The following is a 23,738-nucleotide window of genomic DNA, read 5'->3' as shown; positions in this document are numbered from 1 at the left end:
GGCATCCATGCCGCTCACTCGGCGGTAACGATCACCTCAGCGCAATTTTTACGCCGGGTTAGCACGCCCGAAACCATCACATCAATCTAGCATAAGCCTATAACCCGATGGCTAATACTCGCCTGCAAATAAAAAGGCCAGAATCAACGTTCTGGCCTTTTCCACAAGAGAATCAATACAGCAACGAGTAGAGCTGTCGACGGTAACGGGCGGCGAGGGCGTCGCTGGTGCCGAGGGCGGCCATGATGTCCATGAGCGTTTTACGTGCGCTGCCGTTAGCGACGGCCAGATCTTTCTTCAGGAAGCCCATCAGCAGTTCGAGCGCTTCTTCGTTACGCCCAACCTGATGCAGTTGCAGCGCCAGCTGTACCGCTAGCTCCGCATTTTGCGGGTCGGCGTCCAACTGCTGCTGTAGATGCTGAATTTCTGGCGTATCTGCTGCCTGTTTCAGTAATTCAATCTGGGCAACAAGGCTGTGATAGCGGGTATCCCTGTCTTGCAAAGGAATAGTGGCCAACACGGCTTCCGCATCTTCACTGCGGTTGAGCTGAATCTGCACTTCTGCCAGCATCAGACCGATGTCGCTGCGCTGCTGGCTGAGTTGCCAGGCGTCTTTCAGCAGTTGCATCGCTTCCGGTAGTTTGTCTTCCTGAATCAGCTGCTGCGCCTGTGCGACTTTCAGCTCTTCTTCTTTCGGCAGCGCGCGTTTCAGCAGTTCACGAATCGCTTCTTCCGGCTGTGGCCCCTGAAAACCGTCCAGCGGTTGCCCGTCTTTAAACAGATACACGGTTGGGATTGAGCGCAAGCCAAACTGGGCGGCTACGCGCTGTTCTGCATCACAGTCAACCTTCGCCAGAACAAACTGCCCGGCGTATTCCTGCGCCAGCTTGTCCAGCACCGGTTCCAGTTCCAGGCAGTGCTGGCTACGCCCCGACCAGAAGTAAAACAGGACTGGCAGTGTCGTGGAGTGTTCCAACACCTGATGCAGGTTGGATTCATTGACGTCAACGATAGTCGCTTGTTGTTCTAACATGAGTAGTCTCTCTTACTTCTTGAATTCATTTGACTCTTAGATGGGGCCTGTCGGTGTCACTTACAAGCCTTGTGCAGAGGTGAGTGCGCAATACACCACCCTCTGCGACCTTATCCTCGTAATACCTTATCCAGAAGACACCCCGGTAGCAAACGACGCAGCCAGGTTAAGGCGTGAGCCACCAGCGTCACGGGATAGCGTAATTTAGGCCGTGAGCTTTCCAGCGCATGATGGAGCTTCGGTAATATCGCTTCCGGCGGCAGCGTGAAGCGCTTGGCGATGCCGGGGTTGGTCACCGGTTTGTCCGTCTGCGTCTGTGCGACATTGTTGGTAAAGCGCGTACTGATCGGGCCGGGCTCGATCAGGCTGACGTGCAGGCCGCTGCCGTGTAATTCCATACGCAACGCATCTGACCAGGCTTCCAGCGCATATTTGCTGGCGGCATACGCACCGCGACCCGGCGTTGACACCAGTCCCAGTACGGAACTGGTCTGGATGATGCGGCCTTCGCCGTGCGGCAGCATCGCAGGCAATAACAGTTGCGTGAGCTGATGCGTGCCGAACAGGTTGCTGGAAAACTGCCGTTCAAGCTGCTGGCGCGAAATGGTATTCAACGGGCCATACAGGCCGTATCCGGCGTTATTAAACAAACCGTACAGGCGGTTATCGGTCAGCCTGATCACCTCCGCAGCGGCTTGTTCCACGCTGGCGCTGTCATCCAGATCGAGCGTAATCGCTTCCAGGCCTAGCGCAGTCAGGCGAGCGACATCCTCTATACGGCGGCAGGCTGCAATCACGCGATAGCCACGTTTTTTCAGATCCTGAGCGGCAATCAGGCCAATGCCGCTGGAGCAACCGGTAATGAAAACCGTTTTTTGCATAACTTTACCTAATTCAAAAGCCTATTTATTAAGACTCATGGTTAACTAAGGGTTCCAACTGCTTCGCCATCCATTCTGCGATAAACGGTTGGGCATCCCGGGTTGGATGGATGCCATCTTCCATCATCCACTCCGGTTTAAGATACACCTGCTCCATAAAGAAAGGCAGCAGAGGAAGCGCAAACTGCTCCGCCAATTTGGGGTAGATATTGCTGAATGACTCGGTGTAGCGACGGCCATAGTTGGTTGGCAAACGGATCTGCATGAGCAACGGCTGGGCGTTAGCCTGTTTGACCAGCGTGATGATTTTCGTCAGATCCTGCTCGATATTGGCTGCCGGAAATCCCCGGAGCCCATCATTGCCGCCCAGTTCAATCAATACCCAACGCGGCTGATGCTGTTTAAGCAGGGCAGGAAGACGCGCCAGCCCTTGTGCGGTGGTGTCACCGCTAATACTGGCGTTAACCACCGTGATGCCTTTTTTCTGCGTTTGCCACTGTGTGTTCAAGAGCGTTGGCCACGCGTTAGCGGCCGGCATCTGGTAGCCTGCACTGAGGCTATCGCCCAGAATTAATAATGTGTCAGCGGCGAAAGCGCGTACGCTGCATAATCCCAGAAGCAAAAGGACGAAAACATGTTTGCGAAGACCAGCCCAGCGAGTGCTACGCCAAGCCAAACTGCGCACGTAGAAAACATTCTTGAAGTTCATCATCTTAGTAAGCACGTTGGTCAGGGAGAAAATCGGCTTTCCATCCTTACCGGAGTTGAGCTTATTGTCAAACCTGCGCAGACAATTGCCCTGATTGGGGAATCTGGTTCGGGGAAATCGACCTTACTGGGGATTTTGGCCGGGCTGGATGATGGCACGGAAGGCGACGTGAGCCTGATGGGCAAATCACTCAACGCATTGGATGAAGAAGGCCGTGCGGCGCTGCGTGCTCAGCATGTTGGTTTTGTCTTTCAGTCTTTCATGCTGGTGCCGACGCTGAATGCGTTGGAGAACGTGCAATTACCCGCGTTGCTGCGCGGTGAAAGCGACAGCCACAGCCGTGGTCAGGCCGAGCAGCTGTTACAGCAGCTTGGCCTGGGGGAGCGCTTACATCATCTTCCCGCTCAGCTTTCCGGCGGTGAGCAGCAGCGTGTGGCGCTGGCACGCGCGTTCAGCGGTCGTCCTAACGTCTTGTTTGCCGATGAACCTACCGGGAATCTGGATCGTAAAACCGGTGAACGCATCGTTGATCTGCTGTTTTCCCTCAATCGCGATTATGCCACGACGCTGATTCTGGTGACGCACGATGAACAGCTGGCGGCGCGCTGCGAGCGGCGTCTGCGGTTAGTCGACGGCAAGCTGCGGGAGGACGCATGATCTGGCGGTGGTTCTGGCGCGAATGGCGCTCTCCTTCCTTATTAATTGTCTGGCTTGCGCTAACGCTGGCGGTGGCTTGTGTGCTGGCGTTGGGCACGATCAGCGACCGCATGGAAAAAGGGCTTAGCCAGCAGAGTAGAGATTTTCTGGCAGGCGACCGCGTGCTGCGTGCATCGCGGCCTGTCGCGGACACCTGGCTTCAGGAAGCGGAACAGCGCGGGCTGACGCTTAGCCGCCAAATTTCTTTCATGACCATGACATTTGCGGGCGATACGCCACAGCTGGCGCAGGTTAAAGCCACTGACCAACGCTATCCGCTGTACGGTAATTTGCAGACGCGCCCCGAAGGGCTGCATGCGGAAGCGGGAACGGTACTGGTGGCTCCACGCCTGCTGGCGTTACTTGGGCTGAAAGTGGGTGACATGCTGGACGTCGGCGATACCTCGCTGCGCATCAGCGGTGAACTGATTCAGGAACCGGATGCCGGCTTTAATCCGTTTGAGACCGCGCCACGTATTCTGATGAATCTGGACGATGTCGAGAAAACGGGGGCGATTCAGCCGGGGGGCCGCATTACCTGGCGCTACATGTTTTCTGGCAATGAGAAGCAAATTAGTGAATTCAGCAATTTCATCAAGCCACAGCTTAAGCCCGATCAGCGCTGGTATGGAATGGAAGATTCCGAAGGCGCGCTGAGCCAGTCGTTAAAAAGGTCGCAGCAGTTCCTGTTGCTGTCGGCGTTGCTGACGCTGCTGTTGTCTATTGCCGCGGTCGCAGTGGCGATGGGGCACTACTGCCGCAGCCGCTATGATTTGGTCGCTATTCTAAAAACGCTGGGCGCAGGTAAACAGGCGCTGAGGCGGTTAATCATCGGGCAGTGGCTTTCCGTGCTTGGTTTGGCGGCGGTGTGCGGCAGCGTGCTCGGCCTGGGGTTTGAGGCGCTGTTAATGAAAATGCTGGCGCCGGTGCTGCCTGCGACACTGCCAGCCTCTGGGCTGTGGCCGTGGGGATGGGCGCTGGGATCGCTGGTGCTGATCTCACTGCTGGTTGGGCTGCGGCCGTATCGACTGCTGCTGGCGACACAGCCGCTGCGCGTGTTGCGTCAGGATGTGGTGGCGAACGTGTGGCCGCTGCGCTATTACCTGCCGATCGTCCTGATTATTGTCGTCGGGCTGCTAGCCGTGTTGTCCGGTGGCGGCGTACTGCTGTGGTCGCTGCTTGGCGGCGTGGCGGTGCTGTCGCTACTGCTAGGCGTTATCGGTTGGGGCGGGCTGCTGCTGCTACGGCGTTTGACGGTTAAACGACTGGCGTTACGTCTGGCGATTAATCGCCTGCTGCGCCAGCCGTGGTCGACGCTCAGTCAACTGGCTGCGTTTTCGCTGTCCTTCATGCTATTGGCGCTGCTGCTGGTGATGCGCGGTGATTTACTGGAACGCTGGCAGCAGCAGTTGCCGCCGGGTAGCCCGAACTATTTCCTGCTGAATATCACGGCAGATCAGGTACCACAGATAAGGGATTTCCTCTCTCAGCATGAGGTGATGCCGGAGCAGTTCTTCCCCATTATTCGTGCGCGCCTGACGGAGATTAATCAGCAGGTTGCGACGGAAGTGATCCACGAGGACGATCCGGGGGGGAACACGGTGAACCGTGAGCTGAACCTGACCTGGATGAACGGGATCCCGCAACACAATGTGTTGGTAGAGGGCGAAGCGCCGAAGACGGGCGAAGTCTCAATGGAAGAGAAAGAAGCCAAAGAGATGGGGATCAAGATTGGTGATACGCTGACCTTCACCGGCGACACGCAGCCATTTAGCGCTACGGTGACCAGTTTCCGTCAGGTGGATTGGGAAAGTCTGCGCCCGAATTTCTTCTTTATTTTCCCTGTGGGGGCGTTGGATAACCAGCCGCAGTCCTGGCTGACCAGCTTCCGCTACGATGGCGACGAGAAGATGATTACGCAACTGAATCGCCAGTTCCCGACGGTGAGCGTGCTGGATATCGGCAGTATTCTGCGTCAGGTTGGGCAGGTCTTGCAGCAGGTAAGTCGCGCGCTGGAGATTATGGTCATCCTGGTCCTGTTCTGTGGCGTGCTGCTGTTGCTGGCTCAGATTCAGGTCGGGATGCGTCAGCGACGTCAGGAACTGATGGTGTATCGAACGCTGGGGGCCGGGTTGCGCTTGCTGCGTACCACGCTGTGGTGTGAGTTCGCGGTGCTGGGTTTAGTTGCGGGAACGGCGGCGGCGATTGGCGCAGAGTCGGCCCTGTGGCTGTTGCAGCGCAAGGTCTTTAATTTTGCCTGGGAACCGAATATCGGGATGTGGATAGCACTGCCGTTAATCGCGGCGTTCCTTTTGTCGCTCTGCGGCGGCTGGCTGGGACTGCGGCTGTTACGTGGTAAAGCACTGTTCCGGCAGTTCGCGGGGTAATATTTATTTACTGAGTGAGTCTCTAGCAATAAGCACAATAGCATGATGATGTTGCTCATCATCCGGCGTAAAAAATTATGCTGAGGAGATAGCAGGCTTAGGATGAGCCGCATGGACGCGGCTCAAGCTTGCGCCACGTCGGGAGCGTGTCGCAAGCGGTCCGTTTAAGCCTGATACCGACGAGGGCATCGCGCAGCGGCATAATTTAGCCGGAAGCCTGGGTTCGCAGGGCGGCGGCGATTGAGCGCCCTGCGTCGTGCGCGTGCTACGAGGTAGCATGAGAATAGCGGTATTGTGGCGCACGAAACCGTCTCCAAGCCTACATAAACGAACTTAAGAGACAGGGCTAAAGGATCAATAAATCGATTTAGGCCAGCGAGCTGGCCTTTTTACCTCACTGACTAATAGAACTTCCCGGTGCTTCGCCGCCGGTTCCCGTCACGGTTTTGTGTTTCGCCAGATAGTAAAGTGAGATTGTCCCGCCCCAGCGGTCGTAGCCGAACGGAATTGCTCGTACCGGACATAGTGAATCCTTAATCGATAAAAGGGACGTGAACCGTGGTTACTGAGGTCACGCTGGCATGAGTATGCCAACGCTAGTATAGCGGCGGGGAGGCTGGTGCTGAACGCTGAATGAAATATTCTTTTTTATCTGAGTCTTAGTGATTATTTCGTAAAGATTAGTAAATATTTAAAGTGCAGAGAGGGAAGGGAAAAGGGTGATGATTAATGAGTGGATGTAGAAAAGAAGACGTAATAAGAAGACGTAATAAAAAGTAAGGCTCCACAGGGGAACCTTACTCTATGATGAAGCGATGAGCTGACAATATCACTCGGCAGCGTAGCCCTGTGGTGGAATACGCACACTGTCCAGCCAGGCTTCATTATCACGCATCACCAGTCTGCCATTCAGGAACCAGTTGATGACCATCGGATAAATCGTATGCTCGTGCGTCTTCACGCGCTCGCTCAGGCTTTCTTCCGTGTCGTCACTGAATACAGGCACTTTCGCTTGCAGAATCAGTGGGCCGCCATCCAGTTCATCAGTGACGAAATGGACGGATGTTCCATGTTCCCGATCGCCATTTTCCAGCGCCTTGCGATGTGTATGCAGGCCGGGATATTTGGGCAGCAGGGAAGGGTGAATGTTCAGCATTTTGCCGGCAAACTGGGCAACAAATTCCGGGCTAAGAATCCGCATGTAGCCTGCTAGGATCACCAGCGCCGGTTCATATTGCTCAATTTCATTTGCCAGTGCGGCATCAAATGCAGCACGGTCGGCAAAGTCTTCAGGGTTCAGGACGCACGTAGGAATATCCGCATCCTGTGCGCGTTCTAGCCCGTAAGCCTCCGCATTATTACTGAATACGGCGACGATCTTTCCTTTAAGGCGTCCGTTCTTACAGGCGTCAATCAACGCCTGTAAGTTGCTTCCATGACCTGAAATCAGCACAACGATGTTTTTCATCAGTTAATAACCACTGCGTCTCCGGCATCGGTTTGAGTAATGACGCCGATTTTCCATGCGTTTTCGCCGCTGCTGTTGAGTAATGCAACGGCCTCGTCTGCCTGTTCGGCTGGCAGTGCGATGATCATACCAACACCGCAGTTGAAAGTACGATACATTTCGTGACGGCTGACATTACCGGCCTGTTGCAGCCAGTTGAAAACGGCAGGCCATTGCCAGCTGGATTCGTCGATCGTCGCCTGCATGCCTTCTGGCAGTACGCGCGGGATATTTTCCCAGAAGCCGCCGCCAGTCAGGTGAGAAATGGCGTGGACATCGACTTTCTCAATCAGGGACAGTATAGATTTCACGTAGATTTTGGTCGGGGCCAGCAGGTGATCGGCCAGTGATTTACCTTCCAACTCGAACTGTTCTGGATCGGTCTTGCTGACTTCGAGCACTTTGCGCACCAGAGAATAACCGTTTGAATGCGGGCCGCTGGAAGCGAGGGCAACCAGAACATCGCCGTTCTGCACTTTGCTGCCGTCAATAATTTCTGATTTTTCTACGACACCGACGCAGAAGCCGGCAACGTCGTAGTCTTCACCGTGATACATCCCCGGCATTTCGGCGGTTTCACCACCGACCAGTGCACAGCCTGATTGCTTACAGCCTTCCGCGATACCGGTAATCACACTGGCAGCGGTGTCAACATCCAGCTTGCCTGTAGCGTAATAGTCGAGGAAGAACAGCGGTTCAGCGCCCTGAACGACCAGATCGTTCACACACATCGCAACCAGATCGATACCAATGGTATCGTGGCGTTTCAGGTCCATCGCCAGGCGCAGTTTGGTGCCGACTCCGTCAGTGCCGGAAACCAGAATCGGTTCGCGGTATTTTTGCGGTAAGGCGCACAAGGCACCGAAACCACCCAATCCACCCATAACTTCCGGGCGACGGGTCTGTTTCACTACACCTTTGATACGGTCTACCAATGCATTACCCGCATCGATATCCACGCCTGCGTCTTTATAGCTGAGAGAGGTTTTGTCGGTCACTGCTGAGTCCCCACGAAGGTTACGGGTCGTATTCAGAAAACACGGTATTTAGAAAACATACTGTGGTAAAAATAATGCGCGCTAATTCTAACAGTGTAGGCAATCGTTTGCGAGTGATGAGTCATCGGCTGGCTATTTTTCGTTAATGGCGACAATTTCTTTCCTCGGTTGATCTGGATCAGGCTTAATCATATGGCGCTAAGTAAAAAAGGCGGTATAATCCCGCGATTTTTTTTACGACGGGCTCTCATGCCCGCCGCCCTGCGGGCCGCCGCAAGCGGTGTTTAAAAACGCGCTTGGCGTTTTTGTCCGTCCACTTAGCCGATGGGGAGATAATGATGAAGATCGTCGAGGTGAAACACCCACTCGTCAAACACAAACTGGGTTTGATGCGTGAGAACGATATTAGCACGAAGCGTTTTCGTGAGCTGGCTTCCGAAGTGGGAAGTTTGCTGACTTACGAAGCGACGGCTGACCTGGCAACCGAAAAAGTCACCATTGATGGCTGGTGCGGTCCGGTTGAAGTCGATCAGATCAAAGGCAAGAAAATTACCGTCGTACCGATTCTGCGTGCAGGGTTGGGGATGATGGACGGCGTGCTGGAAAATGTGCCTAGCGCGCGTATCAGCGTTGTCGGCATATACCGTGATGAAGAGACGCTGGAGCCTGTTCCTTATTTCCAGAAGCTGGTTTCCAATATCGAAGAGCGCATGGCGCTGGTGGTTGACCCCATGCTGGCAACCGGTGGCTCAATGATTGCGACGATCGATCTGCTGAAAAAAGCAGGTTGTCACAGCATTAAGGTACTGGTATTGGTCGCGGCGCCAGAAGGGATTGCCGCACTGGAAAAAGCCCACCCAGATGTCGAACTTTACACGGCATCCATCGATAAAGGCCTCAACGAGCAGGGTTACATCATGCCGGGCCTGGGTGATGCGGGCGATAAAATATTTGGTACGAAATAACAGGTAAGCCGACTTGATAGTCGGCTTTTTTTTGGCGTAAACCTAAGTATTTCCTATGGTGTGCCACGGCCTGTGTTACGTCACACGCGGTTCTTTTATACATCAGCAGTCACCATTCTCCTGCTTCGCTACGGTGGGGTGGGATGCGTCTGGCTGTGATAATAAGTGCGGGTCGACCTGCACACATAAATAGCAACACTAGATAACAACACTACAGAGGATATTGAAGATGACTCGTCGCGCCATCGGGGTAAGTGAACGACCACCCTTGTTACAAACCATCCCGTTGAGTTTCCAGCATCTGTTCGCGATGTTTGGCGCTACCGTTCTGGTACCCATTCTGTTCAAGATCAATCCGGCAACCGTACTGTTATTCAACGGTGTGGGCACGCTGCTTTATTTATTCATTTGTAAGGGCAAAATCCCGGCGTATTTGGGGTCGAGCTTCGCGTTTATTTCCCCGGTTTTGCTGCTGTTGCCGCTGGGGTATGAAGTTGCACTGGGTGGCTTCATTATGTGCGGCGTGTTGTTCTGTCTGGTGGCGCTGATTGTTAAGAAAGCGGGCACTGGCTGGCTGAATGTGCTGTTCCCCCCTGCGGCGATGGGGGCGATTGTCGCCGTTATCGGTCTTGAACTGGCCGGTGTTGCGGCGGGAATGGCTGGGCTACTGCCTGCCGATGGCGCTTCTGTCGATTCTACCGCGGTGACGATTTCACTGGCGACGCTGGCAATCACCATTCTGGGCTCGGTGCTGTTTCGCGGTTTTCTGGCGATCATCCCGATTCTAATCGGGGTACTGGCAGGCTATGCGCTGTCGTTCGCACTGGGCGTGGTGGATTTGACGCCGATTCGTGAAGCGCACTGGTTTGCGATGCCGACATTCTATACGCCACGTTTTGAGTGGTTTGCCATTCTGGCGATTCTGCCTGCGGCGCTGGTGGTGATCGCGGAACACGTTGGTCACCTGGTGGTGACGGCGAATATCGTGAAGAAAGATCTGATGCGTGAACCGGGGCTGCACCGCTCTATGTTCGCCAACGGCATTTCTACCGTGTTGTCTGGCTTCTTCGGTTCCACACCGAACACAACCTACGGTGAAAACATCGGTGTGCTGGCGATTACCAAAGTGTACAGCACCTGGGTGATCGGCGGTGCGGCGATCCTGGCGATTCTGCTTTCCTGCGTGGGCAAACTGGCGGCGGCGATTCAGGCTGTACCGGTTCCCGTTATGGGCGGCGTGTCGCTGCTGCTGTACGGCGTAATTGGTGCATCTGGTATTCGCGTGCTGATTGAATCCAAAGTGGATTACAACAAAGCGCAGAACCTGATCCTGACCTCCGTGATTCTGATCATCGGTGTCAGCGGCGCCAAAGTGCATCTGGGCTCGACTGAACTGAAGGGCATGGCGCTGGCGACGGTTGTCGGTATCGGCATGAGTCTGGTGTTTAAGGTCATCAGCCTGTTCCGCAAAGAGGAAGAGATCCTCGATGCGCCGGAAGAGAACGACGCGCGTTCATAACCGCGTCATTCCTCCCCTGTTGAGGCCGTGCGTATCGCGTCCTCAACAGGGGCCGGTTTCTGTGATAAACTCGATCCGTTTCCTGCACGTTTTGCTTGAGGTGATTCTGAACACGCCGGCACAGCTTTCATTGCCACTCTACTTACCCGATGACGAAACATTTGCCAGTTTCTATCCGGGTGAAAACGCGTCTCTTCTTGCCGCCGTCAATAATGCTTTGTATCAGGAGCATGGTAGCTACATCTATTTCTGGTCACGCGAAGGGGGCGGGCGCAGCCATCTGCTGCATGCTGCCTGCGCCGAATTGTCGCGTCAGGAACGTGCGGTGGGCTATGTGCCGTTGGATAAACGTGCCTACTTTGTACCCGATGTGCTGGAAGGGATGGAGCAACTGGCGCTGGTGTGTATCGATAATATCGAATCTATCGCAGGTGATGAAGAGTGGGAAATGGCGGTGTTTAATCTGTATAACCGCATTCAGGAAACAGGGCGTGCCCGACTGTTGATTACTGGCGATCGTCCGCCGCGTCAGTTGAATTTACGTCTGCCCGATCTGGCTTCTCGCCTTGATTGGGGACAAATCTACAAGCTGCAACCATTGTCGGATGACGAAAAAGGGGAAGCGCTACAGCTGCGTGCCAGACTGCGCGGATTCGAATTGCCGGAAGACGTCAGCCGTTTTCTGCTTAAGCGTCTTGATCGGGAAATGCGCACGTTATTTATGACGCTCGATCAGCTCGACCGTGCTTCCATCACCGCACAGCGCAAGCTGACCATTCCTTTTGTGAAAGAGATCCTCGGGCTGTAGTTAACGATCGTTATTAACGATCGTCGTTGAGGATCGCTTACGGCTATCGTTTTACCTACAACTACAGTATTTCCAGCACCTGTTCCGGCGGACGACCAATACGTGCCTGACCCTGTGCCACGACGATAGGTCGCTCGATGAGCTTCGGGTTATCGATCATCGCCTGAATCAGCTGTGCTTCCGTTAGTGCGGTGTTGGACAGCCCCAACTGCTGATAACTCTCTTCTTTGGTTCTCATCAATTCGCGCGCGCTAGTCAAGCCCAACTGCTTGATAAGCTGAGCCAGCGTTACGGCGTCGGGCGGCGTGTCGAGATAGAGCACGACGTTGGGCGTAATATTGTGTTCCTGTAGCAGCGCCAGCGTTTCACGGCTCTTGGAACAGCGCGGGTTGTGGTAAATCGTCACAGGTGTTTGGGTTGAGGACGGTGTCATCGTCATGCTCCTTATCAGGATTTCTGGTACTGGCGGAAGCGTTGCTGCAACTGGCGGAGCTGGTCAATGCGGGCGTCGTAACGCGCCTGTTCCAGACTCCCCAATTTAACCAGTGAACTCGCGTTGCTCAGTAACCGAATAGATTGATCGAGCTGACCGCTGAGGGCCAGACTCTCCGCTCGCGCGGCCAGTTCTTCTGCCCGCTGTCCTTGTGCTGCTGCGGCTTGTGCCAGCAGATCCCAGCCGTTCGAATCGTCAGGGTGCGCGTAGGTGTAGCGATAGAGTATTTTGCTGGCGGCAGCGGGCTGTTTCCCTTCCACATAGGCATTCGCCAGATTAAGCTGAAGTACCGGGTTCGCCTGCATTCCGGGCACGTTTTGTAAACGGGCGATAGCCTGTGTCGCGCGGCTTTGTCCTATATCGATATCCGTCATCATATCCAGAAACCACGGATTTTCAGGCGCACTGCTTAGCAGCGGTTGCAGCACATTACGGGCTTCATCGTACTTCTTCGCCTGATAAAGCTGTATCGCGCGGCCATATTTCGCGGCCAGTTGCTCTCGCACGTTGCCTTTTTCCCATTGCTCCAGCAGATCGTTGTTCAGCGGGCGCTCCGGTAAGCCATACATACCAAAGGTGCGTATTTTGGCGAACAGGAAATCCTGAGAAGATTGTACTGGCGTTGAGCGCATCTGGTTGGCGCGGTTGCGGGCATCGGACAGACGGCTTTCCGGCAAGGGGTGAGTCAGCAACATTTCCGGCGGTCTGGAAGCATAGCGTGATTGATCCGCCAGCTTTTGCAGGAAGTTCGGCATGGCCTGTGGATCAAAGCCCGCGCGCTGCAATACCTGAATACCGATGCGGTCGGCTTCCTGCTCGTTCGCCTGCGTGAACGTAATCATGCCCTGCTGCGCGCCCGCCAGCGTGCCGCTGAGCGCCGCCATTCCCAACTGTGGATTGGCCATTGCCAGAAGAATAGAACCGAGCGCACCGACCCAGGTGAGCGGGGCGCTACGCTGCTGTGATTCCATGCTGCGTGCCAGATGGCGTTGGGTAACGTGAGAGATTTCATGTGCCAGCACCGAGGCCAGCTCGCTCTCGCTATCGGCATAACGGAACAGCGCGGAATGCAGCACGACGTTGCCGCCGAAGAAGGCGAAGGCGTTGATGTCGTCATTGCGGATTAGGTAAAAATGGAACGGTGTACGCACCGAATCAGCCTGTTTGACCAATCTGTTACCGAGCTGATTAATGTAATTGGACAGCAGCGGATCGTTGATAAGCGGCGCACCCGCCCGCAGTTGGCGGACGTAAAAATCGCCCATTTCCAGCTCCTGATTGATACTGAGCGTACCGCCTGCGGTGGTGCCGATATCCGGCAGCCGATCCTGCGTGTCGGCCTGAGCAGGAAGCAGGTTGCCAGCCAGTAATGTCCCAAACAGGACGGACATGACCGTTTTTCTTAACCGAATAGACATAACGGAAGATAACCTTATCAACAGCTAACATGAAAACATTCTGCTGACTATCTTAGCCAGCGATGGCAGACAAAGAAATGCCCGAGCGGGAAAAACGTGGTGAAGGTGGAAGTCTGCATGGAAGATATCTTATCGCACAGAGATAAATCCATCAGGGCTGAGGCGGTTTCAATGCTTCCAGACGCTGTAGCCAGCCTTCAAAGTGAGGACATTGCCGACGAATCGTATCCAGCCCGATATCAGCGGCAATCAGCGGCCCATGCAGTGTCTTTTGATATTCCGGTATCGCCGCAAGAATACGTTTTGAAGGGGCGGTTTGTGGGCTATTGTTAATAGATTCTGGAGAATCGAATGCCAGTTTAATAGTATTAAGTTCGGCTATTGGCCTTTTGTCTTCAAGCCAGTCTGCGAATTTTTCTGGATCACAAAATAGCAACGCTTCAAATTCATGTAATAAAAAATTGGCGATAAAATTAGGCTGAGCAATATCGGCATCAAAGGCATTTTCCACATCTTCGATCCACGAATATATATCTTCATTAACAGGTTTGCCTTGCCCAACCATTGGGAAATCAGTCGGAAGACCATAATAATCAATCAGCGTGGTTACCCAGGCTTTCTTATCTTGCTGACACAGCCTGGTTATTTGATGTTTCACTTTTCCATAGCTGACAATTCCACCTTTATGCCCTCGGCTGGTTTGTGCCAGAATCGCATTAAGGTAAATACCTTGCCGCACAAAGTAAGGAGCCAACGTATCGCGAACGAATGTTTCTTCCGTTTGTCCTTCAACAAAAACATTAATCCTCGTCATGATTATTGTTGTGGCCTCCCGCCAAGTATGTTTTTCTTCCACAGATCTCCTAAACTGTAATCTTCCAGCCACTCTTGCAGTGAATCTTGATCCAAACGTTTAAACGTAGAGGCACCAAGATGTTTATCCACGACGATCAGGTCTTCGGCTTCGAATTCATTAACCAACTCAACAGATTGTGTTGAAACAATAAGTTGGTGCTGTTCGCTTGTACTTCTGATGAGTGCAGCGAGCACGTTGATGGCATAAGGGTGCAGGCCTAATTCAGGTTCATCGATGATGATAGCGCTGGGCATGTAAGTTTCAGGTTGGAGCAGTACTGTCGCCAGCAGAATAAAACGTAGCGTGCCATCGGACAGTTCATGGGCGTTAAAGGGCATATCCTGATCTTTTTCGACCCATTCAAGCTGAATACTGTCGGGGTTATCCGGCGTAGGACGGAGATAAAAATCGCCAAAGAAAGGAGCGACCATCTGAATCGTTTTCACAATACGCTGATAATGTGCCGTGTGATTCTTTTGCAGACGAAATAGAAATGCGGCTAAATTGGCACCGTCTTCTCGTAAATAGTCATTATCATTAATGCGGTGAATCTGTTTGACTCTGGCGCTCTCGCTGGTGTCATGGAAATGGTATACCCGCCAGCGACGCATAGCAGGAAGCGTGTATTTTTCTATCCTGGAATGATCGTCTTCGTTTAAAGGATCAAAATAATGTGAACGATCATCTCCTGCTACGGATTCAAAATGACCAGAACGATTATCTTGTTCACTTGTTACAATATTGCCTGAACGGGGAGTCTTCTCATCATTATTCATTTCCCACCGTAGAGTTTCCTTCTGAAACATCATACGGTTGTCGTTGGTGGGTTCTAGTGCGAATTTATACCCGTTATTTCCGAAATAGAGTTCGCCTTTCAGCACTTCCGTTTTTTTACGGCCAAAATGTAATAACGCATCAGGGCCACCAGACTTACTGATTAACAGTTGTAAACGCAGATCCAATAACGTAGCGATGAGTCTGAAAAAGCCAATGAAATTCGACTTTCCCGCACCATTTGCGCCAATCAGCACATTCAGGCAGCCCATGCGCAGATCGCAGCTAGCAATTGATTTATATCCTTCAATTACTATATGGCTTAGATGATCGCTTTTGGTTACCGTTTTCATGATGATTTGATTGCCTTATTTGACTGAGTTACTCGCATCTCACGATGACGTTGTATGTTGGTCTACTGTGGTATAGCAGAAAGAGAAGGTGAGGTCTTGTGCCGCATATCTGATTTAACGAACTATTGTGAGCGTTTTTCCTGATTCTGGAAAAACCGGCACGTATGACGGTGCCGGTGGACGCGCTGAAAACCGCGAATCAGGCGTTTTTCAGATAATCGAGAACGATGTCGTGGTGGTTACTGGTTTTGAAGTCGTCAAAAACCTTCTCTACCTTGCCGTTTTCGTCGATCAAGAAGCTGATACGATGAATACCGTCATAGGTTTTCCCCATGAAGGTTTTTTCTCCCCAAACGCCAAATCCTTCTGAAACCTGATGATCTTCATCAGAAAGCAGCGTGAAATTTAAGACTTCTTTCTCGACGAAGCGGGACAGTTTTTCTGATTTGTCCGTGCTAATACCGAGAACTTCAACGCCATGTTTTTTCAAATCGTCCATATTATCGCGCAGGCCGCAGGCCTGAACGGTGCATCCTGGCGTCATCGCTTTAGGGTAGAAATACACCAACACTTTCTGTCCCTGGAAGTCGGTTAAATTTACTTGTTCGCCATCTTGGTCGGGCAAGCTAAATTTCGGTGCGATATCACCGGCTTTCAGTGTGTTCATCACGACTCTCCGTCTTATTTCTCTTCATGCTGTGGATATACCCATGCTATTTGCAATAATAATGGCAGCGTTATGCTATTGGGCACAAATACTACTGGGCATAGTTAACGACGCTAATACTGCCTTGTGCGTGCAGTTCTGTACATAGCTGATGAAAGGCTGGCTCAATAATTGAGCTATCCAGCGTGGCAGAGCTGTGTGCGGCAATCTGAATATACAGCTGCGGCGGCTTATCACCCTCGGCGGGCTGGGTTTTTGAAACCAGCTCAGCAATGTTGAGCTGGTGAGAATCGAACAAATCGGTAAAACGCTCGATGATGTGAGGGGAGTCGGCAACGTCAACCTTCACCCAGACGGTAGAAGGCGTTGGCTGGCGGGCCTGTGACTCCGTCCGCTTCATCACGATCAGCAAATCCATCTCCGCGCCTTTCAGCGGCAGGGTTGATTCAATCAGCGTTATCGCGTTCCAGCTACCGGACAGCAGCATAATGAAGGTGAACTCTTTGCCCAGCATAGCAAGACGGCTATCTTCGATGTTGCAGCCACAGCTACTGACGTGGCGGGTAATCGCATTGACAATACCGGGGCGATCGACTCCCAGTGCGGTAATAACCAGATAGTGTTCTTGCGAGCTTGGCAACATCATGCTTCCTGTCTTTTTTCCCATTAATCACATGGTAAACATAAAAAATTGCCTGGAGCAATTTTTAACGCCGCTCGCGGCGGCCCGAAGGGTGGCGGGCAGGGATAGCCCGCCATAAAAAACTGGAGCAATGTTGGCTATCCTTACTAGCCTATTTCCCAAAAACATCAGAAGCATTTTTAATTTCGTTTACTGCGTCATAAAAAAACCTGCGTCAGGCACCTACAACGCCCTTGTCCGCTTGCTTTTGCATAGAAGTCAAAAGTACCATGAAGCACTTGTTTGTGGAGGGGATGGCCAATGTTTACGGGAAGTATTGTTGCGCTAGTTACGCCGATGGACGCCAAAGGCGCCGTCGATCGGGCGAGCTTGAAAAAACTGATTGATTATCATGTCGCTAGCGGTACATCGGCGATTGTCTCTGTCGGCACAACGGGCGAATCCGCCACGCTGAGCCACGACGAGCATGGCGATGTCGTGCTGTTGACGCTGGAACTGAGCGACGGACGTATTCCTGTCATCGCTGGAACCGGTGCGAATGCTACCGCTGAAGGCGTTTCACTGACTAAACGCTTCCATGGCACCGGTGTTGTTGGCTGCCTGACGGTCACACCGTACTACAATAAACCGACGCAGGAAGGCTTGTACCAGCACTTCAAAGCGATTGCCGAGCATACCGATCTGCCGCAAATCCTGTATAACGTACCTTCCCGCACCGGCTGCGACATGCTGCCGGAAACCGTTGCCCGTTTGTCCGAAGTGAAAAATATTGTCGCAATTAAAGAAGCGACGGGGAACTTAAGTCGGGTAAGCCAGATCCAAGAGCTGGTTAGTGAAGACTTCATTTTGCTGAGCGGCGATGACGCCAGCGGTCTGGACTTTATGCAACTCGGTGGTAACGGTGTGATTTCCGTAACGGCGAACATTGCTGCGCGTGAAATGGCGGAACTTTGCAAGCTGGCGGCACAGGGCAATTTTGTTGAAGCGCGCCGTTTAAATCAGCGCCTGATGCCACTGCATCAGAAATTATTTGTTGAACCCAATCCTATCCCAGTGAAGTGGGCCTGTAAGGAATTGGGACTCATGGCGACCGATACGCTGCGCCTGCCGATGACACCGCTGACCGATTCCGGTCGTACGGTGATGAGGCAAGCACTTAAGCAAGCGGGTTTGCTGTAATCGTTAGGGAGATTTAATGAGTTATTCATTACAAAAGTCGATGGTGGCGAAAGTTGTTGGCATATCACTTGTGATGTTGCTGGCGGCTTGTTCCAGCGATCAGCGCTATAAGCGTCAGGTCAGTGGCGATGAATCCTATCTGAAGGCTCCGGCGCTGCACGCGCTGAATACGCCTGCCGGGATGATTTTACCGGTGCAGAACGGGGATTTTGAGATACCGCCAGTTACCCTGAATGGTGCGGTCGGCAAGGAGCTGGATATCCGTCCTCCAGTGCAGCCATTGGCTTTGTTGAATGGTTCCCGCACCCAGATCTCAGGAAATACGGCAACGCTGTTGTTAGAAAATAGCGCACAAAACAGCCAGCTCTGGTCTCAGGTTATCCGTGTGTTGCAAGACAAGGCGTTTACTATTGCCAGCCGTCAGGATGCCAGCCAAACGCTGACGACTGACTGGATCTCATGGCCGCGTGAAGATGAAGACGTCCCGTATCAGGGGCGTTATCAGATCTCCGTGCAGCAGCAGGGTTATCAGGTCGCACTGATCGTGAAACTGTTGGGGTTACAGCTGAACGGTCAGCCGGTAACGGCGGGCGATCAGGCTCAGCGCTACACCGGCCTGATGCTGAATGTGCTCAGTAATGGTCTGGATACTCAGGCAACCGCACGCGAAAACGCACTAGCAAACCGCACTATTGGTTCGCTGGATGTGCAGAGCGGGGCGGATGACACTGGCCTGCCACTGTTGATTGTACGTGGCCCGTATACCGTGGTGTGGGATCGTCTGCCTGTCGCGTTGGACAAAATCGGCATGAAGGTTAACGATCGCAGCCGTCCGCAGGGTTCTGTCTCCGTGACGTATCGTGCACCGAGCGGTGGAACCTGGGATGACCTGGGTGCGAAAAACCCTGAACTGCCTAACGGCGATTACAAATTGCAGGTCGGCGATTTAGATAACCGCAGCAGTCTGCAATTTATCGACTCCAAAGGGCATACGCTAACCCAGTCTCAGAACGATGCACTGGTGGCCGTATTCCAGGCGGCGTTCAGTAAATAACGCATAAATAAACCAAGGGTCGGATTATCCGGCCCTTCTTCATTCAACAATCTCTACCCGAATTGACGGGCGCTATCGGCAACCGTTCGGGGAAGCGTTAAATATCGGGTCGTACTTGTTGACCCTCACTGTGTGGAGTAATTAAAGATGCAAAAGCTAGCTGAGCTGTATCGTGGAAAGGCGAAAACCGTCTACACCACCGAAGATCCCGATCTACTGGTGCTGGAGTTCCGCAATGATACATCAGCAGGAGACGGTGCACGCATTGAGCAGTTTGACCGTAAAGGAATGGTGAATAACAAATTCAACCATTTCATCATGAGCAAACTGGAAGAAGCTGGAATCCCAACGCAAATGGTGAGCCTGCTGTCTGACAATGAAGTGTTGGTTAAGAAACTGGACATGGTGCCGGTCGAGTGTGTCGTGCGCAACCGTGCGGCGGGATCGCTGGTAAAACGTCTGGGTATCGAAGAAGGCATCGAGCTGAACCCGCCGTTGTTCGATCTGTTCCTGAAAAACGATGAGATGCATGACCCGATGGTGAACGAATCTTACTGCAAGACGTTCGGCTGGGTGAATGAAGAGAATCTGGCTCGCATGAAAGAGCTGAGCTACAAGGCGAACGACGTGCTGAGCAAACTGTTTGGCGACGCCGGGCTGATTCTGGTCGATTTCAAGCTGGAGTTCGGTCTGTTCAAAGGTGAAGTTGTGCTGGGTGATGAGTTCTCACCAGACGGTAGCCGCCTGTGGGACAAAGAAACGCTGAACAAAATGGATAAAGACCGTTTCCGTCAGAGCCTCGGTGGCTTGATTGAAGCGTATGAAGAAGTTGCGCACCGTATTGGCGTAAAATTAGACTAACTGCGCAATCGTTTACGTTCAGGTCGCCGGTCAGCTATAGGCTGACGGCCTGAATGTTTTGCCCATTTCTCTCTCGAAAAGCTGCCTTTCTATTCTCGTCTCTGCCCGAATCATTTGCTCACGTGGCCTTTACTTCGATTCCTGCCCCTGACCCTGATTAATGCTATCATCGCGGTTTGCTTAACGCACAACCTGACTACTTTCGACAGACTCGCATCCATGACTTATCTCGATCCAACATTGTTAATTCTGCTCGTCCTGGCGGGGCTGGGTATCATCAGCCACAACATGACTGTCACGCTGGCAATTCTGGTTCTGCTGGCGATACGTATCACACCGTTGAACAGCTATTTTCCGTGGGTGGAAAAATACGGCCTGAGCATCGGTATCGTCATTCTGACGATTGGCGTGATGGCACCGATTGCCAGCGGAAAAATTACCGCCAGTGAAGTCATGCATTCCTTCCTGCACTGGAAATCTCTGTTGGCGATTCTCATTGGCGTTGCCGTGTCCTGGCTTGGCGGACGCGGCGTGTCGCTGATGAGCAATCAACCCTCTGTGGTTGCGGGGCTGCTGGTGGGTACGGTCATGGGCGTGGCGCTGTTTCGCGGCGTTCCCGTTGGTCCGCTGATCGCCGCAGGGCTGCTTTCCCTGCTGATTGGCAAGACCTGATTGATTCGGCGCGTGTGATGATGTTGCGTGATTTTCTCCACAGCCAACGCCAGCAGCAGCGCTATGGCGTCCGGCGATTGCTGGTGCTGAGTGGTGAACCGAGCTGGTGTGAAGAACAGGCGCTGGCGCTCAGCCACCAATTGTCTGGTGACTGGCTGTGGATCGGCGAGTCCGCGCCTGATTCCGTCACCGCGTTGCCAGCCAGTCGAGTGCGGACGCTGCTGGGGCGGGAGTTTCTTCACGCGGTGTTTGATGCGCGCAAAGGCGTGGACGTCGAAGCGCTGGCGATGCTGTCAGGCACGCTACAGGTCGGTAGCTGGCTGATTATGCTGGTGCCGTCGTGGCAGACATGGCCGACGCTGCCGGATGAAGATAGCCTGCGCTGGAGCGAGCAAGACCAGCCGATTGCTACCCCGCACTTTATCCAGCATTTTCAGCGCCAACTGCTGGCCGATGAGGACGTGGTGCTCTGGCAGCAGGGTCAGGAAGTCGTGATTCTGCCACTGGCCGCGCGATCTGACTGGCAGCCTGCGAACGGTGAACCGACAGCGCAACAGCAGCAGATTCTGCATGAGCTGAATGCCGCAGAATCTGGCGTGTTTGTGATTACCGCACTGCGTGGGCGGGGGAAATCAGCGCTGGCGGGAATGCTGACTCAGCGTAGTCGGGGTGCCTGCTGGATTACCGCACCTTCCCGTGCCGCGGCGGAGATTCTGCAACAGCACGCACGTACCGAGACGCAGTTCTGGGCACCGGATGCGCTGCTGGCACATTGCCGCCTTCATGGCGCTCCCAATGTCGACTGGCTGTTAATTGATGAAGCGGCGGCGATTCCGTCTTCCGTGCTCTCCGCGCTGTTACCGTATTTTCCCCGCATTCTGATGACCACGACGGTACAGGGGTACGAAGGCACCGGACGGGGATTTCTGCTGAAATTTTGTGCGACGCTGCCGCAGTGGCGGGCGTTTACGCTGAAAGAGCCTCTGCGCTGGGCCGCGAACGATCCGTTGGAACGAGTGCTGGATCAGGCGCTGCTATTCAACGAGCCCGACGCGTTTCATTCCCCGCCACAGCCCGATCGACCTATTCCCTCTTCTGCGCTGGAAAGTCGAACCGAATGTGCCGACGACTGGCTAATACACCCTGAGCGTCTGGCATGGTGCTACGCGCTTTTGTGCAGCGCGCATTACCGTACTTCACCGCTGGATTTGCGCCGCCTGATGGATGCGTCGGGCATGCATATTGCCAGCGCACAGGTGGCGGGCGAGATGTGTGGTGTGGTGTGGCTGGTGGAGGAAGGGGGACTGTCGGACTCGCTGGCTCATGAGGTGTGGGCAGGGCGGCGACGCCCGCGCGGTAATCTGGTGGCGCAGTCGCTAGCGGCACACGCTGGTTTATGGTATGCGCCGACGCTGCGTGCACGCCGCGTGAGCCGGATTGCAGTGGCATCGTCATGTCGCCGACAAGGGATTGGCCGGGCGCTCATTGCAGAACAGAGGCGTGAGGCACAGCGACAAGCGTTGGATTACCTGTCGGTTAGCTTCGGTTATCAGCCGGAGCTGTGGGCGTTCTGGCAGTCGTGTGGGTTTCAACTGGTGCGTATTGGCAGCCATCTTGAAGCCAGCAGCGGCTGTTACAGCGCGATGGCGGTGCTGCCGCTGAGTGAAGCAGGGCATAGACTGGCGGAGCAGGGAAGCCAGCAATTGGCGCGTGACTGGCATTGGTTACAGCGTTTGATTCCGCTTAATCTCGCACTGCCACAGACAGGAAATACCGAGCTGGATGAAGGCGACTGGCGTGAATTAGCAGGTTTTGCGTTTGCGCATCGGCCGATGGAGGCCAGCTTCGCCGCGCTTTGCCGCCTGCTGGTTCACACCGCATTACCGCTGCCTGTGCTACGCCTGTTGGCGGAAACACCGGGTGAAGGCGAGCAGATAGCCATGACGCTGGGGCTGACCGGTAGGAAAGCACTTCTGAAACGCTGGCGCGCAGAAGCCGCCAGCGCACTGGTCGATCTCGATGCGCAGCGGTGCCGTGGATGGGTTTCCCAAATTTTGTGAAATCTGATAAGTTGTAATAATCACTCTGTGCCTTTCAGGATAAGCCGATGCTGGAATTACGCCCCAACTGTGAGCACTGCGATTGTGATTTGCTGCCGGACGCTGAAACGTATATCTGTTCCTACGAATGCACGTTCTGTCCTGACTGTGCGGATGCCGTGTTTCACCACGCCTGCCCGAATTGCGGTGGCGAACTGGTTAAACGGCCGGTGCGTCCGGCAGATTGTCTGGTGAACGATCCGGCTTCAACGATCCGTATTATCAAACCGCACTGACAGGGTGGGCTGGATATCCCCTTTGTCGTTGCAAAAAATGGAACATCTCATTCAGTAATTCCCGATTTCTCCTGTTATTGCGCGGCGTATAGTGAGAGCTAACCGTACTTTATGACGACTATCGGCAGGTGGCGTGTTCGGCGCATGCCTTCAGGAGAGAAATGTGAATCAAGATTATGTTGTTGTTCAGCAGCCTTCGGAAGCGAATCGGTTAATCCTACTATTTCATGGCGTGGGTGATACCGCCGCAGGCATGGCGCAGATTGGGCGCTATTTTGCTGCCGCCTTACCGCAGGCGATGGTGGTCAGTATTGCTGGGCCGTTCGGTACTGGCTATGGCGATGGGCGGCAGTGGTTCTCTGTTCAAGGTGTCACGGAAGAGAATCGGTTATCTCGTATTGAAGCAAACCTGCCGCGTTTTATTGAGACGGTGCGCCACTGGCAGGTGCAAAGCGGCGTGAATGCGGAACAAACCGTTCTGGTGGGTTTCTCGCAAGGCAGCATTATGTCGCTGGAGGCGTTGAAGTCTGAATCCTTGCTGGCTGGGCACATTATCGCGTTCAGCGGTCGCTTTGCTGTGCTGCCAGAAAAAGCCTTTGCGGATGTTGCAGTGCACCTGATTCACGGTGAAGCAGACGGCGTGATTGTGGTTGGACATGCGTATGCTGCCGCGCAGCGCTTTCAGGAACTGGGTACGTCATTTACGTTAGATGTTGCGCCCGCTGTCGGGCACGGCATTGATGAACACATGCTGAAGCAGGCTTTGGCCTATCTGAAATAAACCTATTCCATCAGATTATCTTATTGGTGATTTTTGATGTGGCAGTGTTCGTTATCATTACGTATGGTGTGTAATGATTTTTCGGTGCTGCCGCTATTTGATTTAGCTAATATATTTTCTGGAATGAGAATTTATCCATATTAAAAAGA

At 53.5% G+C, this 23,738-nt stretch carries 23 protein-coding genes; 12 read left to right on the top strand and 11 right to left on the bottom strand.

All coding sequences use genetic code 11. The features are described from left to right. Window positions 1–172: 172 nt before the first annotated feature. The 3 genes from H0248_RS12225 to tesA all read right to left on the bottom strand — a co-directional run bounded on the left by H0248_RS12225 (window position 173) and on the right by tesA (window position 2,626). Window positions 173–1,033: a co-chaperone YbbN gene (locus tag H0248_RS12225; RefSeq protein ID WP_180786136.1), complete on the bottom strand. Its 861-nt coding sequence runs from the start codon at window positions 1,031–1,033 to the stop codon at window positions 173–175. A gap of 110 nt (window positions 1,034–1,143) precedes the next feature. After that, entirely contained in the window at window positions 1,144–1,914 is a 771-nt protein-coding gene (locus H0248_RS12220) for an SDR family oxidoreductase (RefSeq protein WP_180786135.1), read from the bottom strand. 28 nt (window positions 1,915–1,942) lie between these two features. Continuing rightward, window positions 1,943–2,626 carry a multifunctional acyl-CoA thioesterase I/protease I/lysophospholipase L1 gene (gene tesA / locus H0248_RS12215; protein ID WP_180786134.1) on the bottom strand — a complete coding sequence of 228 codons (684 nt, stop codon included), beginning with the start codon at window positions 2,624–2,626 and terminating at the stop codon, window positions 1,943–1,945. Between tesA and ybbA the strand changes: the two genes are divergently transcribed. Next, on the top strand, window positions 2,549–3,280 hold the full coding sequence (gene ybbA / locus H0248_RS12210) for a putative ABC transporter ATP-binding protein YbbA (protein ID WP_180786133.1): 732 nt from the start codon (window positions 2,549–2,551) through the stop codon (window positions 3,278–3,280). The genes tesA and ybbA overlap by 78 nt on opposite strands. Further along, window positions 3,277–5,706: a putative ABC transporter permease subunit YbbP gene (gene ybbP / locus H0248_RS12205; RefSeq protein WP_180786132.1), complete on the top strand. Its 2,430-nt coding sequence runs from the start codon at window positions 3,277–3,279 to the stop codon at window positions 5,704–5,706. Before ybbA ends, ybbP begins: the two co-directional genes overlap by 4 nt. An 829-nt stretch (window positions 5,707–6,535) precedes the next feature. Here the strand turns inward: ybbP and purN are convergent. Both purN and purM read right to left on the bottom strand, forming a co-directional pair. Beyond that, a complete protein-coding gene (gene purN / locus H0248_RS12200) occupies window positions 6,536–7,174 on the bottom strand; it encodes a phosphoribosylglycinamide formyltransferase (RefSeq protein WP_180786131.1) in 639 nt (212 codons plus the stop codon). Beyond that, window positions 7,174–8,211: a phosphoribosylformylglycinamidine cyclo-ligase gene (purM, locus tag H0248_RS12195; RefSeq protein WP_010286490.1), complete on the bottom strand. Its 1,038-nt coding sequence runs from the start codon at window positions 8,209–8,211 to the stop codon at window positions 7,174–7,176. The genes purN and purM overlap by 1 nt, the downstream gene beginning before the upstream one ends. A 338-nt stretch (window positions 8,212–8,549) precedes the next feature. Here purM and upp point away from each other — a divergent pair, with 338 nt between their 5' ends. From upp to hda, 3 genes are all read left to right on the top strand, one after another. Next, a complete protein-coding gene (gene upp / locus H0248_RS12190; RefSeq protein ID WP_010307474.1) occupies window positions 8,550–9,176 on the top strand; it encodes a uracil phosphoribosyltransferase in 627 nt (208 codons plus the stop codon). Window positions 9,177–9,405: 229 nt separating this feature from the next. Further along, the gene (uraA, locus tag H0248_RS12185; RefSeq protein ID WP_039287998.1) at window positions 9,406–10,695 is read left to right on the top strand and encodes a uracil permease; all 1,290 of its coding nucleotides are present in this window, start codon (window positions 9,406–9,408) and stop codon (window positions 10,693–10,695) included. Between the two features lie 100 nt (window positions 10,696–10,795). Beyond that, window positions 10,796–11,503 (top strand): DnaA inactivator Hda, encoded by a 708-nt coding sequence (gene hda, locus H0248_RS12180; RefSeq protein WP_180786221.1) that lies wholly within the window; start codon window positions 10,796–10,798, stop codon window positions 11,501–11,503. A gap of 61 nt (window positions 11,504–11,564) precedes the next feature. Here the strand turns inward: hda and arsC are convergent, their stop codons facing one another. The 6 genes from arsC to H0248_RS12150 form a co-directional block, all read right to left on the bottom strand. Continuing rightward, a complete protein-coding gene (arsC, locus tag H0248_RS12175) occupies window positions 11,565–11,936 on the bottom strand; it encodes an arsenate reductase (glutaredoxin) (protein ID WP_180786130.1) in 372 nt (123 codons plus the stop codon). A 14-nt stretch (window positions 11,937–11,950) separates the two neighbouring features. Beyond that, on the bottom strand, window positions 11,951–13,387 hold the full coding sequence (locus H0248_RS12170; RefSeq protein ID WP_374705273.1) for a beta-barrel assembly-enhancing protease: 1,437 nt from the start codon (window positions 13,385–13,387) through the stop codon (window positions 11,951–11,953). Between the two features lie 178 nt (window positions 13,388–13,565). Continuing rightward, a complete protein-coding gene (locus H0248_RS12165; RefSeq protein WP_180786220.1) occupies window positions 13,566–14,228 on the bottom strand; it encodes a DUF4276 family protein in 663 nt (220 codons plus the stop codon). Between the two features lie 2 nt (window positions 14,229–14,230). After that, window positions 14,231–15,397, bottom strand: coding sequence for an AAA family ATPase (locus H0248_RS12160; protein WP_180786128.1), 1,167 nt, complete (start codon window positions 15,395–15,397; stop codon window positions 14,231–14,233). 199 nt (window positions 15,398–15,596) lie between these two features. After that, on the bottom strand, window positions 15,597–16,064 hold the full coding sequence (gene bcp, locus H0248_RS12155) for a thioredoxin-dependent thiol peroxidase (RefSeq protein WP_010286501.1): 468 nt from the start codon (window positions 16,062–16,064) through the stop codon (window positions 15,597–15,599). 91 nt (window positions 16,065–16,155) lie between these two features. After that, window positions 16,156–16,707, bottom strand: a complete 552-nt coding sequence (locus H0248_RS12150) for a glycine cleavage system transcriptional repressor (protein ID WP_180786219.1) — start codon at window positions 16,705–16,707, stop codon at window positions 16,156–16,158. Window positions 16,708–17,007: 300 nt separating this feature from the next. Here H0248_RS12150 and dapA point away from each other — a divergent pair, with 300 nt between their 5' ends. The 7 genes from dapA (at window position 17,008) to ypfH (ending at window position 23,589) form a co-directional block, all read left to right on the top strand. Beyond that, window positions 17,008–17,886: a 4-hydroxy-tetrahydrodipicolinate synthase gene (gene dapA, locus H0248_RS12145; RefSeq protein ID WP_039516493.1), complete on the top strand. Its 879-nt coding sequence runs from the start codon at window positions 17,008–17,010 to the stop codon at window positions 17,884–17,886. Window positions 17,887–17,902: 16 nt separating this feature from the next. Beyond that, on the top strand, window positions 17,903–18,940 hold the full coding sequence (gene bamC, locus H0248_RS12140; RefSeq protein ID WP_180786127.1) for an outer membrane protein assembly factor BamC: 1,038 nt from the start codon (window positions 17,903–17,905) through the stop codon (window positions 18,938–18,940). A 147-nt stretch (window positions 18,941–19,087) separates the two neighbouring features. Next, the gene (gene purC, locus H0248_RS12135) at window positions 19,088–19,801 is read left to right on the top strand and encodes a phosphoribosylaminoimidazolesuccinocarboxamide synthase (protein WP_010286515.1); all 714 of its coding nucleotides are present in this window, start codon (window positions 19,088–19,090) and stop codon (window positions 19,799–19,801) included. A 219-nt stretch (window positions 19,802–20,020) separates the two neighbouring features. Beyond that, a complete protein-coding gene (locus tag H0248_RS12130; protein ID WP_039482881.1) occupies window positions 20,021–20,473 on the top strand; it encodes a DUF441 domain-containing protein in 453 nt (150 codons plus the stop codon). 17 nt (window positions 20,474–20,490) lie between these two features. After that, window positions 20,491–22,533, top strand: a complete 2,043-nt coding sequence (locus tag H0248_RS12125; protein WP_180786126.1) for a tRNA(Met) cytidine acetyltransferase TmcA — start codon at window positions 20,491–20,493, stop codon at window positions 22,531–22,533. A 47-nt stretch (window positions 22,534–22,580) separates the two neighbouring features. Beyond that, window positions 22,581–22,808, top strand: a complete 228-nt coding sequence (locus tag H0248_RS12120) for a DUF1272 domain-containing protein (RefSeq protein ID WP_180786125.1) — start codon at window positions 22,581–22,583, stop codon at window positions 22,806–22,808. Between the two features lie 163 nt (window positions 22,809–22,971). Then, window positions 22,972–23,589, top strand: a complete 618-nt coding sequence (gene ypfH, locus H0248_RS12115) for an esterase (protein ID WP_180786124.1) — start codon at window positions 22,972–22,974, stop codon at window positions 23,587–23,589. Window positions 23,590–23,738: the final 149 nt, after the last annotated feature.

Source organism: Pectobacterium brasiliense, from assembly GCF_013449685.1.
GTDB lineage: Bacteria > Pseudomonadota > Gammaproteobacteria > Enterobacterales > Enterobacteriaceae > Pectobacterium > Pectobacterium brasiliense_A.
Note: the sequence above shows the minus strand (reverse complement) of the source record. Positions and strands in the feature narration are given on the sequence as shown.

Excerpts from the sequence above, each read along its gene's own strand:
- bamC (WP_180786127.1), top strand. The coding sequence starts at position 17,903 with ATGAGTTATTCATTACAAAAGTCGATGGTGGCGAAAGTTGTTGGCATA.
- H0248_RS12150 (WP_180786219.1), bottom strand. The coding sequence starts at position 16,707 with ATGTTGCCAAGCTCGCAAGAACACTATCTGGTTATTACCGCACTGGGA.
- tesA (WP_180786134.1), bottom strand. The coding sequence starts at position 2,626 with ATGATGAACTTCAAGAATGTTTTCTACGTGCGCAGTTTGGCTTGGCGT.
- H0248_RS12225 (WP_180786136.1), bottom strand. The coding sequence starts at position 1,033 with ATGTTAGAACAACAAGCGACTATCGTTGACGTCAATGAATCCAACCTG.
- upp (WP_010307474.1), top strand. The coding sequence starts at position 8,550 with ATGAAGATCGTCGAGGTGAAACACCCACTCGTCAAACACAAACTGGGT.
- H0248_RS12165 (WP_180786220.1), bottom strand. The coding sequence starts at position 14,228 with ATGACGAGGATTAATGTTTTTGTTGAAGGACAAACGGAAGAAACATTC.
- H0248_RS12130 (WP_039482881.1), top strand. The coding sequence starts at position 20,021 with ATGACTTATCTCGATCCAACATTGTTAATTCTGCTCGTCCTGGCGGGG.
- purN (WP_180786131.1), bottom strand. The coding sequence starts at position 7,174 with ATGAAAAACATCGTTGTGCTGATTTCAGGTCATGGAAGCAACTTACAG.
- H0248_RS12120 (WP_180786125.1), top strand. The coding sequence starts at position 22,581 with ATGCTGGAATTACGCCCCAACTGTGAGCACTGCGATTGTGATTTGCTG.
- arsC (WP_180786130.1), bottom strand. The coding sequence starts at position 11,936 with ATGACACCGTCCTCAACCCAAACACCTGTGACGATTTACCACAACCCG.
- uraA (WP_039287998.1), top strand. The coding sequence starts at position 9,406 with ATGACTCGTCGCGCCATCGGGGTAAGTGAACGACCACCCTTGTTACAA.
- H0248_RS12125 (WP_180786126.1), top strand. The coding sequence starts at position 20,491 with ATGATGTTGCGTGATTTTCTCCACAGCCAACGCCAGCAGCAGCGCTAT.
- dapA (WP_039516493.1), top strand. The coding sequence starts at position 17,008 with ATGTTTACGGGAAGTATTGTTGCGCTAGTTACGCCGATGGACGCCAAA.
- ybbA (WP_180786133.1), top strand. The coding sequence starts at position 2,549 with ATGTTTGCGAAGACCAGCCCAGCGAGTGCTACGCCAAGCCAAACTGCG.
- H0248_RS12160 (WP_180786128.1), bottom strand. The coding sequence starts at position 15,397 with ATGAAAACGGTAACCAAAAGCGATCATCTAAGCCATATAGTAATTGAA.
- ybbP (WP_180786132.1), top strand. The coding sequence starts at position 3,277 with ATGATCTGGCGGTGGTTCTGGCGCGAATGGCGCTCTCCTTCCTTATTA.
- purC (WP_010286515.1), top strand. The coding sequence starts at position 19,088 with ATGCAAAAGCTAGCTGAGCTGTATCGTGGAAAGGCGAAAACCGTCTAC.
- H0248_RS12220 (WP_180786135.1), bottom strand. The coding sequence starts at position 1,914 with ATGCAAAAAACGGTTTTCATTACCGGTTGCTCCAGCGGCATTGGCCTG.
- bcp (WP_010286501.1), bottom strand. The coding sequence starts at position 16,064 with ATGAACACACTGAAAGCCGGTGATATCGCACCGAAATTTAGCTTGCCC.
- H0248_RS12170 (WP_374705273.1), bottom strand. The coding sequence starts at position 13,387 with ATGTCCGTCCTGTTTGGGACATTACTGGCTGGCAACCTGCTTCCTGCT.